This window comes from Kaistia sp. MMO-174, assembly GCF_037147815.1.
Lineage (GTDB): Bacteria > Pseudomonadota > Alphaproteobacteria > Rhizobiales > Kaistiaceae > Kaistia > Kaistia nematophila.
In genome coordinates this window covers 198,480-213,271 of record NZ_JBBCUO010000004.1, presented here as the reverse complement: position 1 = coordinate 213,271, position 14,792 = coordinate 198,480, and the positions used below count along the sequence as shown (strand labels likewise).

Below are 14,792 nucleotides of genomic sequence, written 5' to 3'. Positions count from 1 at the left end.
GGGGCGCTTTCGCGTGGCGGCTTACTTGCGGTAGCCGAGCTTGGTCAGTTCCGCTTCCGAGGCCTCGGCCATCTGGTCGAGGGCATCCGAGGCGGAGAGCTCGCCCGAGATCGCCTGCCAGAAGATCGGGGCGACGGTCTCGCGCAGCTGGTTGTGGAACGGGTAGGGCGGGGCGCCGGCGAACAGCTTGCCCTGGTCGCGCATCAGCGTGTAGTAGCCGTCCGTCTTGGCGTCCTGGGCCTGGACTTTCGGATCGTCATAGGTCGACTGCAGGGTGATGCGGGAGCCCGCGACCGCCCAGTCCGCCTGCACCGACGGCTGCGCGATATACTGCAGGAACAGGGCGGCGGCCGCCTTGTTCTTCGACGAATGCGGGACGCCGAAGGCGCCGCCGTCATAGTAGCCGATATAGCCGGTGCCGGCTTCCGCGGCCTCCATCACGCCCGGCTCGACCGGCGGCAGCGAGACGCCGACCTTGCCGACGACCTTCGACTTGGAGTCGTCCGTGGCGATCCAGGCCGCGTTCTCGCCATAGACGAGGCCCTGGGCGGCGCGGCCGGCCGCGAAGGTGGCGGCGACCTCGTCCCAGGTCGACGCGGTCGACTCCGGCGGGGCGTTCTTCAGCAGGTTGATCCAGAACTCGAGCGCGGCCTTGGCCTCGGGGCTGTTCATCTTGCCGCCGTGCTCGACCGTCGCGGCATAATTGTTGGCCGCGTCGATGCCCCAGTTGTAGACGCCGAAGGTCGGGGCGACGCTCTCGACATATTCATACCAGGACGCCGGGTGGCCGGTATTGGCCTGCACCGTCGAACCCCAGAGCTCGATGCCCTTGTCCTTGCCCCACTGGGTAAAGAAGTCGGCGACCTCGGTGTATTCGGCGTGGTTCTTGGCCGGCGCCAGGTCGCGATTGTACTTGGCCTTGAACGCCGCCTTGACGTCCGGATCCTCGAACAGGTCCTTGCGGTACAGGTAGACCTTGATGAAGGCCTCCATCGGCACGCCGAACAGGTCGCCGTCCTTGCCCTTGAAGTAGTTGGCGAAGGTGGTGAAGTTGGCCGGATCGTAGTCGGGCGCCTTCAGCTTCGGATTTTCGGCAAGAAACTTGGTGATGTCGACCAGAAAGTCACGGGACAGATAGCCGTAGACCGCGTCCTGCTCGATATAGACGAAGTCATAGATGCCGGTATTGGCCTCCATGTCCTTGATCGCCTTGTCGTACATCTGATCCCAGGACGTCGCCTCGAACTCGACATTGATGCCGGTCGCCTTGGTGAAGGCCGGGCCCAGCACGTTCTTGACGTAGTTCGACGGCGGCGTGCTCTCGGAGATGCCGCGGATGGTGACGCCGGAGAATTCCTTGCCGGCATCGGACCAGAAGTCCGCCTTGGCGGGCGTCACGCCTGCCATCAGGCCCGCCGCAACCGCGCCGAGCATCATTCGCTTCAAACCAGACATTCCTCGTCCTCCCTCGGATTGTCGACGGCAACCGGCTCCCAGCCGCTTCCTGCGAAGCAGGCATGAGTGTTCGCGCGCTGCTGCGCGAGCCGGACCTTCCAACGCGCCACCGTCGTGGCGCGCGCCGCATGTTCAGTCTTCCGAAGCGAGCGGGGCTCTCCTCCGAGCCTCGGGCCGGACCAAGGGTCCGTTCTGCCGATCAACCGCGTGCTTCAGGGTGGACTCTAGAAGAGGCTGTTCGGTGTCACCACGCGCGTTTGCCGTCGCTTCTGTACAATTTTGTCGGCGCGCGGGAGGCGGCCCGGCGGCGTCGATGCGCCGCTCAGGCCGGTATGGCGCTCAATTGTTCGAACCGCGTGATCGTGCCGATGCGGCGGGATTCGCGCCGGTAGGCCGAGGGCGACTGCCCGCAGATCTTGACGAACTGGCGGTTGAAGTTGGCGACGTTGTTGAAGCCGACCTCGAAGCAGATGTCGGTGATCGGCTTCTCCGTCTGGCTCAATAGGTTGCAGGCGGCGTGAACGCGCGAGCAGTTCACGTAGCGGGCGAAGGTGTGGCCGGTCTGCTTCTTGAAGAAGCGCGAGAAGGCGCTCGCCTCCATGCCGCAAAGTCCCGCCACCTTCGACAGGCGGATCTCGCTGGCGAAGTTCGCCAGGATGTGGCTGATCGCGATCTCCAGCTTTTCCGAGGAGCGCGTCTGCGCGACGAAGCTGGGCGCGGCGCGGGACAGGACGCGGCGCTCGCGCGGCGTCTGCGCCAGGATGGTCATCAGTTCGAGGAACAGCACCAGACGCTGCGGCCCGTGCGTGCCGCCGATCTCGCGTAGCAGCCTGCGGCCTTCCTCCGCCGTCTCGCCGCTGAACTCGACGCCGCGCGCGGCGTCGGCGAACAGGGTGGCGACATCGCCGAATTCCGGGCAGAGGTCCGCCACCTTCTCGGCGAAAGCCGGGCTGAACTGGATCAGCATGTCGCGATCGGGAATGGTCTCGCCCGGCTGGCTGGCGCTGACCCAGTTGTGCGGCAGGTCGGGGCCGGTGAGCACCAGGCAGCCGGCCTGGAAGTCGCCGACATGGTCGCCGATCATCATCTTGCCGGAACTCGACTGGATCAGGTGCAGTTCATACTCGGGATGATGATGCCACTTGGCGAGATGGTGCGGGTAGTCGTGGACGTTCCATCGAAACGATTCCGACGGCGCGCAGACGATGACCTCGAAATCCGGCGCGAAACGGCGCTCGAAACCCATGGCGGCCCCTCCTTCTCGGGGGACCGGGCCCGGCGTTGTTGCCACGCCTGAGCCGTCCGGTCCCTGTTCCTCGAAAGGCATGGTACCGGATCGGCTATATTCTTCGACACGAAATTAATCCCGCGCCGAAGGCGGCCATCGCACGCGGCGATGGCCCTTTGTCCGCGCTCGATCAGACCAGAGCGTCGGGACCGGCGCCGCAGACCAGCGCGCCGACCTTGTGACCGGCCGGGAAGGTCAGCACCTTCTCGCGCAGCGCCGCGATCGCGGCGGCGCCGGAGAGGTCGGCGGCGATGCCCATCTCGAACCAGAGCCAGCGGCTCGCCTCCAGCATCGCCTCGTCGGAGACGAGCACGATGTCGTCGACATGGTCGCGCACCAGCTCGAACACGGCCGGGTCGGTCTCGGCGCAGGACATGGTGGCGACGCGGCTGGTCACCGCCGGCAGGCGGACGACGCGGCCGGCGTCGAGCGACGCCTTCAGCGTCGGCGAGCCCTCCGGCTCGATGCCGATGATCTTGACCGACGGCTTCAGCGCCTTGATGGCGACGCCCATGCCGGAGATCAGGCCGCCGCCGCCGATCGCCACCAGCACGGTGTCGACGTCGGGGATCTCTTCCAGCAGTTCCAGCGCCGTCGTGCCCTGGCCGGCGATGACGTGGCGATCGGCGAAGGGGTGGAAATAGGCGGCGCCGTTTTCCTTGGCGAAGGCGAGGGCGTGCAGGTTGGTCTCGTTCCAGATGTCGCCGATGATCTCGACGGTGGCGCCCCAGCGCTTCAGCTTGTCGACCTTGGCCGGCGTGATGCTCTTCGGCACGAAGATCGTCGCCGGCACGCCGGCGAGTTTTGCCGCGCGGGCGGTGGCGAGGCCGTGATTGCCACCTGACGCGGTGACGACGCCGCCGGCCAGCTCTTCCTTCGGCGTGGTCAGCAGCTTGTTGCTGGCGCCGCGCGCCTTGAACGAGCCGGTCGGCTGCAGGCATTCGAGCTTCAGCGACAGGTCGGCCGCGGTGACCGGCTCGGCCAGGGCCTCGGCGCGGATGTTGGGCGTGCGGCGGATATAGGGCGCGATCCGGCCGGCGGCGGCCTGGATATCGGCGAGTTGGATCATTTCAGCGAACCCCCATAGGGCGAGGCGACGACGAGGCAGCAATTGCCGGGACGAACCCGGCCGGGCTGGCGACGACCATAGAGGATGCCGTCGGCGGCGTAAGCGAGTTCCGCCGGTTTGCGGTCGGGGTGCGACAGGAAATGGATGCGGCCGGCCGGCTGGCCACGCGAAACCATGGTGCCGTTCCTGTGGAAAGGTTCGAACACGCCGTCATCGTCGGCGAGCACGAAGGCGTCCGATCCCGGCAGTTCGAACAGGCGCTGCTCGTGGCGCGGCGGCGTCGCCATCTCCGGCGGCAGGACGCCGAGATGCGACAGCACGTTGCGGACGCCGCGGCGGCAGATGTCGAGGGCGTCGAGCGAGACTGTGCCGCCGCCGGCCATCTCGGTGCCGACCACGGTCAGCCCGGCGCGGGCGGCCGAGGCGGTGGCGGTGCGATGGTCGCCGCGATTGTCGATGACGACGACGAGCGGCGCGTCGAAGGCGGTGACGGCGGCGACGTTCTTCGCGTGCTGGACGGGATCGGCGACCGGCTCGATCACCGCGCTCGGCATCAGGTCGAGCGACGAGCCGCCGGAATGGAGATCGAGGAAGGCGTCGCCCAGCGGAAACAGCGCGTCGTTGACGAAGGCCGAGATCTGCTGGGTCGAGGTGCCGTTGGCGTCGCCCGGGAAGGTCCGGTTCATGTTGAGGTCGTCGATCGGCGAGGTGCGGCGCGCCTGCAGCACGGCCGGCAGGTTGATCGCCGGGATGAAGATCAGCCGGCCGGCGACCTTGCCGGGGTCGAGGTCGCGGATCAACTCGCCGAGGGCGATCGGGCCCTCATACTCGTCGCCGTGATTGCCGCCCTCCAGGATGACGGTGGGGCCGCTGCCATTCTTGATGACGGCGATCGGAATGCGGATCACGCCCCAGGCGTCGTCATGGACGGAGAGAGGCAGATTGAAATAGCCGCTCTGCTTGCCGTCCTTGTCGAAGTCGACGGTGCATTGTGCCAGTTGTTTCGCTTTCAGGCCCATTTTCTGCTCTGTGCGGGGACGACCAAGGGATCTCTAGGGATGCGCGGTCGGGACGGAGGATGATGAAGCGACCGTAGATTCTATCACTGATGATATCAAGAGTTGATATGTGATACAATGCGTGGGCATGCTGGACGCATTGCCATCTTGCGCGCCGGCGCGCGCCCGGCGATGACCTTGACCAAAGGAGAAACGCCATGACCAGTGCCAAGCGGCCATCCGGCGGGAAGGGTGCCGACAACGCCAAGAAGGCCGTCTCGGCCAGTATTGAGAATGCCGAGCCGGCCAGGCTCGCGAAGCCGTCGAAATCGTCCAAGGCCGCCGATGCCGGCAAGGCGGTCGCTGCCGTCAAATCGGCCAAGCCGGCGACCGGGCGCGCTGCCAAGGCGACGGCCGGCAAGCAGGAAAAGCCGGCTTACAGCGCGCCGGCGCTGGAGAAGGGGCTCGACGTGCTCGAACTGCTCGCCAGCCTTTCCGAGGGCGTGACGCCGAGCCAGATCGCACAGCAGCTCGGCCGGTCGCTGCAGGAGGTCTATCGCGTCGTCGTCGCGCTGGAGCGGCGCGGCTACATCCAGCGGCCGCCGGGCGAGGAAAGCCTGGTGCTCTCCACCAAGCTGCACGACCTCTCCTATCGCTATCCGCCGATGCGGCGGCTGATCGACGTGGCGCGGCCGGTGATCAACCGCGCCTCGATCGAGGCCTACCAGGCTTTCCATCTGGCCGTGCTCGACGGCCTGTCGATCCGCGTCGTCGCCCAGGTCGACAGCCCGGCGCCGCTCGGCTTCCGCCTGCGCGTCGGCACGCAGAACCCGGCCATCCGCACCGCGTCCGGCCGCCTGCTGATCGCCTACCAGTCGCCGTCGATGCAGGAATGGCTGTTCGAGGCGATCGGCCAGAACGCGCCGAAGAGCGAGGTCGACTGGCTCAAGAAGCGCGTCGAGGTGGTGCGCTCGGTCGGCTACGAGATGATCGTCGGCGAGGCGCTCAAGGGCATCACCGACATCAGCTTTCCGATCCTCGACGCCGAGGGGCATGCGCCGGCGGTGCTGACCATGCCGTTCCTGGCCTCGGCGACCGAGAAGGTGCCGATGGAAGATGCTTCCCGCATCCTCTACGAGGCCGCCGCCAGCATCACCACCCTGTTCGGCGGCCATCTGGCCGAGCCGCGCTTCCCGCTGGCCAATACCGGCGGCCCGGTCGGCGGCTAGGGCGCGGGCTCCGTCAGGCTTCACGATCGGGCCGCACGGCCAGACGGAAGACCTCGTCGAGCCAGAGTGGCTCGCCATCGGCCGTCTCGTAGCTCTCGAAGAGATGCGAGAGCGTCGCGGTCCAGCGCTTCTGGATCGCGCTCGCCCGCATGATCGCCTCGGCGGCGCGGTAGCCGTCGCGGCCGCGCAGGCGCGAGACGACGATCTCCTCGTGGCGCCAGATCTGGTAATCCTCGAAGCCGGCCGCCTCGATCTCGGCCAGCAGTTCCGGCCAGACGGCGGCATGCCAGCGGTCATATTCCGGCCCGGCGCCCGGCTTCAGGCGATAGAGAAACAGCACCGGCTCGCCCGGCTTCGGATCGCGTTTCATCGGACGGCTCCCGCGATGGCGCCGGACAGGATCTGGCGCTGGAAAAGGATGTAGACGAGGATGACCGGCGCCAGCGCGACGATCAGGCCGGCGCTGATCAGCGGGATCGAGACGTCGTACTGTCCGGAGAGCAGGGCGACGCCGACCATCAGCGTCTTCTTGTCGGAGCCGCCCAGGATGACGAGCGGCAGCAGCAAATCGTTCCACATCCAGACGAAGTTGAGGATCGAGAGCGCGGCGATCGCCGGCGTCGAGATCGGCAGCAGGATCGAGAACAGGATGCGGATGTCGCCGGCGCCGTCGAGGCGGGCCGCCTCGATCAGTTCGTCGGGAATGGCGCGGAAATAGGCCGACAGCAGGTAGGTGCCGAGCGGCAGGCCGAAGGCGGCATAGGCGAAGATCAGGCCCTGATAGGTGCCGCCGAAGCCGAGATCGAGGATTGTCTCGTAGAGCGGGTAGATGATCACCTGGCTCGGAATGACGAGCATGGCGATGATGAACAGGAACAGATAGTTGCCGCCGCGGATCTTCAGCTTGGTGACGGCATAGGCGATGAACAGCGCCGCGATGGTCGATAGCAGCAGGCCGCCGACCGTGGTGACGAGGCTGTTCAGCAGCAGCCGCCAGACCTTCATGCGCTCGAAGGTCTCGAGATAGTTCTCGAGCGTGATGTCCGGGATCAGGCCGAGCGGATCCGAGGAATAGGCGGCGCGCGTCTTCAGCGAGTTGATCACCGTGAAGAGCAGCGGATAGAGCGTCACCACGGCGAGCACGACGAGGACGGCCGTGACCAGCCAGCGCGTCAGCACGAGACGCATCGAGGATACCGTCATCTTGTCGGAAGGGGCCTGATGGGTCACTTCTTCTGCGCTCCTTCGACATACATGCGGCGGACCACGAAGGCGGAGACGAGGGCGACGAAGACGAACAGCGCCATGCCGATGGCCGCGCCCAGGCCTCGATCGAGAAACTGGAACGTCGTGGTGAAGACGAGGAATTCCGGCAGCACGGTCGCCGTTCCCGGTCCGCCCTTGGTCAGCGCATAGATCAGCGGGAACATCCAGATCAGGATGCCGGACGTGCACAGCACCGCCCAGTAGCCGATCACCGACTTGAGCAGCGGCATGATGATGTAGAACAGCAGCCGCCAGAAGCCGGCGCCATCGAGCTTCGCCGCCTCGACGACTTCCTCCGAGACGGTCGAGAGCCCGGAGAGATAGGTCAGCACGCCGAGGCCGAAGAAGCTCCAGAGCGCGACGGCGGTCAGCGCCAGCAGCGCGCTGGTCGGGCCGTTCAGCCATTCGATGGCGAGCGGTGCGAGACCGATGGCGCGCAGCACCGCGTTGAGCGGGCCGTCCGGCGCCAGGATCTGGCGGAACATGATGCCGACGACGATCGGCGCGATCATGTAGGGCAGGAAGAACGCGGCGCGGAAGAACTTCCAGCCCGGCGTCTTCTGGAACAGGAGGAAGGCGAGCACCAGCGGCAGCACGATCCAGACCGGCAGCGTCGCGAAGGCGATCAGCGCGTTGCGGAAGGAATCGTGCACCGAGGGGTCGGCCAGCATGGTGCGGTAGTTGGCGAGGCCGGCAAAGGTCGGATCCTCGAAGCCGCGCGTTTCCAGGAAGCTCAGCCAGATGCCGCGCAAAAGCGGCACCAGCTTGAACAGGATCGCCAGCGCCAGGCCCGGTAGCACGAACAGGAGCGCGATCAATGTCTCCTTGCGGACGAGCACCCGCTGCGCTGCCCGGTTTGGCGCGGTCGCCAGATTGGCCGCTTCAGCCATCGAAATTCCTGCCTGTTGCTGGGGGAGACGGGGAGGCGGAACCGGGTCCGCCACCCCCTTTTTGTTATCCGCCTGTCAGCGCCCTGTTACTGGCGCTTGCTCGGGCTCTGCTCGAGCGCCTTCTGCATCCGCGCCGTCCAGTCCTCGATCGACAGGCGGCCGAGGGCGACCTCCTGCCAGCCGCGAGCGAGGGCATCCGCTTCCTGGCCCGAGAGCAGCACGCCGGCATGCAGCGTCGGCGTCTTGATGATCTCGAGGATCTGGCTGAGCGCCTGCGACTTCGGCAGCACCGAGGGATCGACGTTCTTGTTGAGCGAGATGCCGCCGGCGATCTTGGTCAGCAGTTCGGCGTTCTCCTTGCCGGCGATGAACTTCACGAACTTGAAGGCGGCGTCCTTCTTGTCGCTCCAGTCGGTGACGCCGAAGACCGAGCTCTCGATGCCCGAGAAGCTATTCGCGAGCGGCGCATCGGCGACGATGGTCGGCCAGCGCATGGCGCCGAGGTTCTCGTCGCCCAGTACCTTGCCGAAGGCGGCCCAGTTGACGGCGTCGGAGATGATGGTGCCGGCGAAGGCGGCGTTGCCGCTCTGGAAGATATCGGCGCCGTCGGGCAGCATGGTGATCGAGGGGGCGCTGGAATTGGTCCAGCCCTTCTCGGTGATCGAGGCGAGGCCTTTCAGGACGTTGACCATCTTCGGGTCGGTCCAGGGCATCTTGCCGGCGAGCATGGCGCGCATGTCGTCTTCGGTCAGGTAGTTGCGCGCGATCTCCGGAAAGTTCCAGTAGGCCGGGAAGATGCCGGAGAGGCCGATGGCGATGCAGGTCTTGCCGATCGCCTTCACCTTCTCGCAGGCGGCGCCCATCTCGTCCCAGGTCCTGGGCGGGTTGGCGGCGTCGAGGCCCGCCTCGGTCAGCACCTTCTTGTTGTAGTACATGACGTTGCCCTGATAGCCGAAGGGCAGGCCGTAGCAGGACTTGGTCGTGTCGAAGTTCAGGCAGCCGCCGCTATAGGTGATCAGGTCCTTGCCGGCTTCCAGCACTTCCGGCGGCAGCTCGGCATAGGCGCGGCGACGGTCGAACAATTCGAGGCCGGCATTGTTCTCCATCACGTCCGGGCCGCTCTTGGTGGTGATGTAGGGGCCCTGGACTTCCGGATAGCGGTCGAACGGCACGGTCTCGAGCTCGACCTTGATGTCCGGGTTCTGCTTCTCGAATTCGGCGACCAGCGCCTTCCAGTAGTCGGCGCCGCCCGGCTCCCAGTTCAGCACGCGGATCGTCGTGGCGTCGGCGGCGAAGGCCGGGCCGGCGAGCGCCGTCATCGAGGCGAAGGCGAGGCCGGCGAGCATGGTGCGGACGGATCGGCTTTTCTTGCCGGCCGCCAGAGAGGTCGAATGCATGGTGTGTCCCTTCCGTCAGGTTTGGTCGCGCTGCTGTTCTGGAATCGAGCCCGGTTCCCGCCGGCGGCTTTGCCGCCGGTCCGGTCCGGCCTTCAGTCGGGTCGCCGAACGGCGCGCTCCCGCCGCCGCCGTCGCTTGCGCGAGGCAGCCGGAAGAAGGCGCGATTGAAGCGGTCAGCATCCCTGTCACCCCGCCATGGCCGCTTCCCTTCAAGCGGGATTTTGCGCGGCCATGCGGCAACGCTAGCACAGCGGTTTTTCTATTGAAATAGTAATTTCTTATAAGAAATCAATCTGTCGTGGCGGCGACCGGACAGCAAAAAGCGGCCCGCCGCGCGGAGCGCGGCGGGGTAAGGCATTTAAAAATATAAAGAAATATCCGCCGGCGACGCCTCTCACCTCTCCCATGGGGAGAGGTCGGAGCGAAGCTCCGGGTGAGGGGATGCGATTTCGCCGGTGAGGCCTGAACCCCTCACCCGCCGGCCTGCGGCCGTCGACCTCTCCCCATGGGAGAGGTGAAAGCAAGACGCTATGACCTGGGGTGCCCGCTACACCGCCTGCGGGACGATGCCGCCGAGGCGGCTGGAGGCGAGGCAGGCGTCGACCAGGGCCATGGTGCGGATCGAGTCGTGCACGTCGGTGTCGAGCACGCTGTCCTCGCCGGCCGCATAGCGCTGCAGGTTCGACATCACCGCGCCAAAAGCGTCCGGCACGCGCTCGCCGACCAGCGGGATGCCGGTCCACTCGCCGCCCTCGACGATCACTTCCAGCTTCTCCGGCACCGGCTTCAGATAGTCGTGCAGATAGCCGAGATCGAGATGGGCGCAGCCCTTGGTGCCCTCGACGCGGATGGTCGCGTCGATGTGCTTGGGGCCGTAATTGTAGGTGTGGTTGAGCGACAGGCAGCAGCGCGCCTTCGGGCCGTAGTCGAGGATGATGCTGGAGCGCGCATCCTTCAGGTCCGGATAGCGCGGATGCGGTACCGCCTTGGCATAGACGCTGTCCGGCTCGCCGAGGATCGAGCGGATCCAGTCGAGATAGTGGATCGAATGCAGCGGGATCTCGACGGCGTCGAGATGCGGGATGAACGACCACATCTCCCACGGCATGTAGACGGCGAGCCGCACTTCCAGCTCGACGATGTCGCCGAGCAGGCCGCGCCGGACCGCGTCGCGGATCGCCAGCATCGACGGCGTGAAGCGGAGCTGGAAATTGGTGGCGGCGGTGATCTTGCGCGCATCGATCGCGGCGAGGATCTGGCGCGCGGCGGCGAGGTTGGCGCCGAGCGGCTTCTGGATCAGCGCGACGCTGCCGACCGGCAATTGCTCGACGGCGCCGAGGATCGCCACCGGCGGCAAAGCGAGGTCGAACACCGTGTCCTCTGTCCGCGCGGCGATCGCCGACGCCATGCTTTCATGGACGACCGGGATGTCGAACTGCGCGGCCACCGCGCGCGCCTTGGCCTGGTCGAGGTCGAAAATGCCGGCGACCGGCAGGCCGATCTTGCGATAGGCGGGCATGTGGGCGCTGCTGACGATGTCGCCGGCGCCAATGATCGTGATCGGCCGCGGCTGGCTCGGCATCGGCCAGGTCTGTTCGAGATTCAAGCCAGCCGTCATGCCACCCTCCGAAGTGCCGCCAGAGCGATCCGGCAGCCTGAAACTGTCTATTTGTATCACTGACGATAGTCGGCGTTGATATTTGATATGAGATGGGCAATCCTGTCAACAACGCGGGAAGTCGCCGCGCGACAGTCCAGAGGAGGATGACGGGATGGTTGGTACGGGTGAGGTTCGGATCGCGGGACGGGTCGGGCTGGAGGGCGGCGAACGGCACGTGCATGCGGCACGGCGGCTCAGCGCGGCGTTTCCGATGCTCGAATTCGTGCCGGCCACCGCGGCTTCTTCCAGCCTGCCCGTCATTCGCCTGGTCGAGGACAAGTCGCAGGCCGAGGGCGCCTTCACGCTCACCGTGCGGCCGAGGGACGGCTCGAACGCCGAGATCACGATCACCGGTGGTCCGTTCTCCGGTGTCATCTATGGCGCCGAAGAACTGATTTCTCGCGGCAAGGTCGAGGGTGGCGCCGTGCTGGTTCCGGCCGGCGAGCGCCGCGTTGCGCCGGGCCTCGCCTATCGCACCTTCTGGACCTGGGATCATTCGACCAACTGGGAACTGTCGCAGGTCGGCCACCAGGAAATCGGCGTCTTCAACCCCTATGGCAAGCCGCCGGCCGGCTTCCTCGGCGACTATACGCGCCTTGTCGATTTCGCCAGCCGCAACCGCATTCCCTCGGTCGTGATCTACGGCTTCCTGCGCAATTCGCATGGCGGCATCGAGGCGGCGCAGGAGCTCTGCCGCTATGCGACCGAGCGCGGCGTCCGCATCGTGCCGGGCATCGCCATCGGCTCCTATGGCGGCGTCTACTGGGAGGGCGACCACCCCTATAATCTCGCCACCTGGCTGAAGAAGAACCCGCAGCACGCCGCGACGATGGAGAAGGGCGTCGGCTTCCAGATCGCCGACCTCGACTTCCCGCTCAATTTCCCGCGCTCCGACTACACCATGAGCGCCTGCCCGAGCGCGCCGGAGACGATGGACTGGATGGAGGAGGCGGTCTCCTGGCTCGCCGACACCTTCGAGATCGGCGGCGTCAACATCGAGAGCGGCGACTACGGCGTCTGCGGCTGCGCGCGCTGCGTTGCCCGCCGCAACAACGAGGCGGAGGCCGCCCGCCGCGTCGACGATCACGGCGATTCATGGTCGCATACCGACATGGCCGAGAATTTTCCGCGTCTCTACCGCGCGGCGAAGGCGAAGAAGCCGGACGCGTGGATCTACAGCGAGCTGCAGTGGGACAATCTGTTCGACCCGGTCGCGCATGACGCCCAGCGAACCATGCCGAAGGGCGCGATCTACCAGCACACCACCAACCGCACCTTCTGGGGCCGGCTGCAGAAGGAACTGACGCGCGCCGACGTGGAAAAACTGCCGACGCAGCCGAACGTCCTGCGCTGCCAGTTCGCCTGCCAGTGGAACGGCGACCGCCGCACCGAGCGCTATGCCTTCAACGGCCGCGTCTTCGCCGACATGAACAAGTTCTGCGCCGATGTCGGCATGCAGGGCCTGACGGTCTGGGGCGAGCCGTCGCCCTATCACGCGACGGTCGAGCTTTCCTATCTGGCCTTCGCCCGCTTCGGCTACGAGCCGGATCTCTCATGGGAGCGCTTCATCGCCGAGGATGCGGCGCCGCTGCTCGGCGGCCAGGCTGCGGCCGAGCGCTTCGTTGCGGTCGCCGAGGAACTGGACGCGAACATCGAGCTGCCGGTCGAGCGGCTGAAGGCGCTGAAGGGCGAGGCCCGCGAGGCGTCGCGCCATTCTGACGACGAGGTTTCGCGCCGCTGGCTGAGCCTGGAAGACCAGATCGCCCGCCGCGTCTTCATGGGCCGCTAGCGCCCAATCGCTTCTCGGCCGGGCCGCCGGCCCGGCCGAGCACAGGATTACCCGCCATGAGCCAAAATCGCTCTGGAGGCGGGGAAAGTCGGCGTCCTAGACTGGTGAAAAAGGGCGGAGATCGCGACGATCTTTCGCCTGCACCGGGGAGGACATCCGCTTGGCGGAACCAGCACATTTCGTCATCGTCGGCGGCGGCACCGCCGGCTGGCTGACCGCCTTCATCATCGAGGACAGCGCCCGCCGCCAAAAACTCGACATCCGCGTCTCGGTGGTCGAATCCTCCAAAATCCCGACCGTCGGCGTCGGCGAGGGCAGCACGGCGGCGATGCGCGTGCTGTTCCAGCATTTCGGCATCGACGAATTCGAGTTCTTCCGCGAGACCGGCGCTACTTTCAAGCTCGGCATCCGCCACACCGACTGGCGCCGCAAGGGCTTCACCTACTACGGCCCGATCGACGACCCGCATCAGGTCGTCGCCGCGCCGCCGGGCGCGCCCTCCGACTATCTCAACGTCTATTGCGTCGCCGCCGGCCGCAAGGTGCAGGACATGCACCTGTTCGGGCCGCTGCTCGAACAGAAGAAGGCGCCCTATGCGAAAAAGGCGGACGGCTCGCTGATCGCGCTCGGGCCGTTCCATCACGCCTTCCACTTCGACCAGGCGCGGGTCGGCAAATTCCTGAAATCGAAGTCGAAGGGCGTCGCCATCGTCGATGCGGTGATCGAGGGCGTCGAGCGCGATGGCGAGAGCGGCGACATCACCGCGCTCCAGCTCGATACCGGCGAGCGGCTCGAAGGCGATTTCTTCATCGACGCCAGCGGCTTCCGCAAGCGGCTGATCGTCAAGGAGCTGAACGCGCCCTGGATCTCTTACCAGAAGGAGTTGCCGGTCAACCGGGCGCTGCCGTTCTGGCTCGACATCCAGCCGGGCGAGGAGATCAACAATTATACCCATGCCTGGGCGCAGGAAGCCGGCTGGATCTGGCAGATCCCGACCCAAGGGCGCTACGGCTGCGGTTATGTCTATTCCGACGAGTTCAAGACGCCGGAGGAGGCGAAGCGCGAGGTCGAGGCGACGCTCGGCCGCGAGATCGAGGTGCGCGACGACATCCGCTTCCAGATCGGCCGGCTGGAAAACGCCTGGATCGGCAACTGCCTCGCCGTCGGCCTGTCGTCGAGCTTTCTGGAGCCGCTGGAATCGACCTCGATCCATGGCACGATCGTGCAGATGATGCTGTTCACGCAGCGCTATCTGAAGCTGCCCCAAGCGATGACCACCGCCGACCGCGCCGACTACAACCGCCGCGTCGGCCGGCAGGTCGATGATTTCCGCACCTTCGTCAACACCCACTACGTCACCGAGCGCGACGACACGCCGTTCTGGCGCAACGTCAAGGCCGAGCGACTGCATCCCGAAACCAAGGAGCGGCTGGCGCACTGGAGGCGCGAAATGCCCCGCCGCGAGCATTTTGGCGATTTCCTCGACGGCCTGCCGCATGTCGAGACGCAGTTGCACTATCCCGTCCTCGACGGGCTCGGCCTGCTTGATCCGGCCGTGGCGCAGGCGGAAATGGCGAAGTCGCCGGCGCTCCGCGCCTTCGCCCGCCAGACCGTCGACAGCCTCGTCAGGGAATACCGCCAGGCGGCGTCGAAGGCGCTCGGTCACGCCGAATTCCTCGAGCATGTGAACCAGCATGGCCGCTGACCCCGCGCTCTCCTGAAACGAAAAAAGCCCCGGCGATGAAATCGCC

General features: G+C 66.3%; 12 protein-coding genes. 3 read left to right on the top strand and 9 right to left on the bottom strand.

What is annotated here, in order from left to right:
• Positions 1-21: 21 nt before the first annotated feature.
• The 4 genes from WFK98_RS16080 to WFK98_RS16065 form a co-directional block, all read right to left on the bottom strand.
• Positions 22-1,455, bottom strand: coding sequence for an extracellular solute-binding protein (locus WFK98_RS16080; RefSeq protein WP_266338778.1), 1,434 nt, complete (start codon positions 1,453-1,455; stop codon positions 22-24).
• A gap of 322 nt (positions 1,456-1,777) precedes the next feature.
• Positions 1,778-2,701, bottom strand: a complete 924-nt coding sequence (locus WFK98_RS16075; RefSeq protein ID WP_266338777.1) for an AraC family transcriptional regulator — start codon at positions 2,699-2,701, stop codon at positions 1,778-1,780.
• A 172-nt stretch (positions 2,702-2,873) separates the two neighbouring features.
• On the bottom strand, positions 2,874-3,812 hold the full coding sequence (locus WFK98_RS16070) for a threonine ammonia-lyase (protein ID WP_336800936.1): 939 nt from the start codon (positions 3,810-3,812) through the stop codon (positions 2,874-2,876).
• Complete coding sequence (locus WFK98_RS16065; RefSeq protein WP_266338775.1) at positions 3,809-4,831, bottom strand: succinylglutamate desuccinylase/aspartoacylase family protein; 1,023 nt, start codon at positions 4,829-4,831, stop codon at positions 3,809-3,811. Before WFK98_RS16065 ends, WFK98_RS16070 begins: the two co-directional genes overlap by 4 nt.
• A 197-nt stretch (positions 4,832-5,028) precedes the next feature.
• Between WFK98_RS16065 and WFK98_RS16060 the strand changes: the two genes are divergently transcribed.
• Positions 5,029-6,039, top strand: coding sequence for an IclR family transcriptional regulator (locus WFK98_RS16060; protein ID WP_266338774.1), 1,011 nt, complete (start codon positions 5,029-5,031; stop codon positions 6,037-6,039).
• 13 nt (positions 6,040-6,052) lie between these two features.
• On the opposite strand, the gene WFK98_RS16055 is transcribed toward WFK98_RS16060, so the two are convergent.
• The 5 genes from WFK98_RS16055 to WFK98_RS16035 form a co-directional block, all read right to left on the bottom strand.
• Entirely contained in the window at positions 6,053-6,409 is a 357-nt protein-coding gene (locus WFK98_RS16055) for an L-rhamnose mutarotase (RefSeq protein ID WP_266338773.1), read from the bottom strand.
• Entirely contained in the window at positions 6,406-7,269 is an 864-nt protein-coding gene (locus WFK98_RS16050) for a carbohydrate ABC transporter permease (RefSeq protein ID WP_336800935.1), read from the bottom strand. The genes WFK98_RS16055 and WFK98_RS16050 overlap by 4 nt, the downstream gene beginning before the upstream one ends.
• Complete coding sequence (locus WFK98_RS16045) at positions 7,266-8,195, bottom strand: carbohydrate ABC transporter permease (RefSeq protein ID WP_336800934.1); 930 nt, start codon at positions 8,193-8,195, stop codon at positions 7,266-7,268. Before WFK98_RS16045 ends, WFK98_RS16050 begins: the two co-directional genes overlap by 4 nt.
• Before the next feature lie 86 nt (positions 8,196-8,281).
• Positions 8,282-9,592 (bottom strand): ABC transporter substrate-binding protein, encoded by a 1,311-nt coding sequence (locus WFK98_RS16040; protein WP_336800933.1) that lies wholly within the window; start codon positions 9,590-9,592, stop codon positions 8,282-8,284.
• Between the two features lie 547 nt (positions 9,593-10,139).
• Positions 10,140-11,210: a Gfo/Idh/MocA family protein gene (locus tag WFK98_RS16035; RefSeq protein ID WP_336800932.1), complete on the bottom strand. Its 1,071-nt coding sequence runs from the start codon at positions 11,208-11,210 to the stop codon at positions 10,140-10,142.
• Positions 11,211-11,364: 154 nt separating this feature from the next.
• On the opposite strand from WFK98_RS16035, the gene WFK98_RS16030 reads away from it, so the two are divergent.
• A complete protein-coding gene (locus tag WFK98_RS16030) occupies positions 11,365-13,041 on the top strand; it encodes a hypothetical protein (RefSeq protein ID WP_336800931.1) in 1,677 nt (558 codons plus the stop codon).
• Between the two features lie 160 nt (positions 13,042-13,201).
• Positions 13,202-14,746 carry a tryptophan halogenase family protein gene (locus tag WFK98_RS16025; protein WP_336800930.1) on the top strand — a complete coding sequence of 515 codons (1,545 nt, stop codon included), beginning with the start codon at positions 13,202-13,204 and terminating at the stop codon, positions 14,744-14,746.
• Positions 14,747-14,792 lie beyond the last annotated feature (46 nt).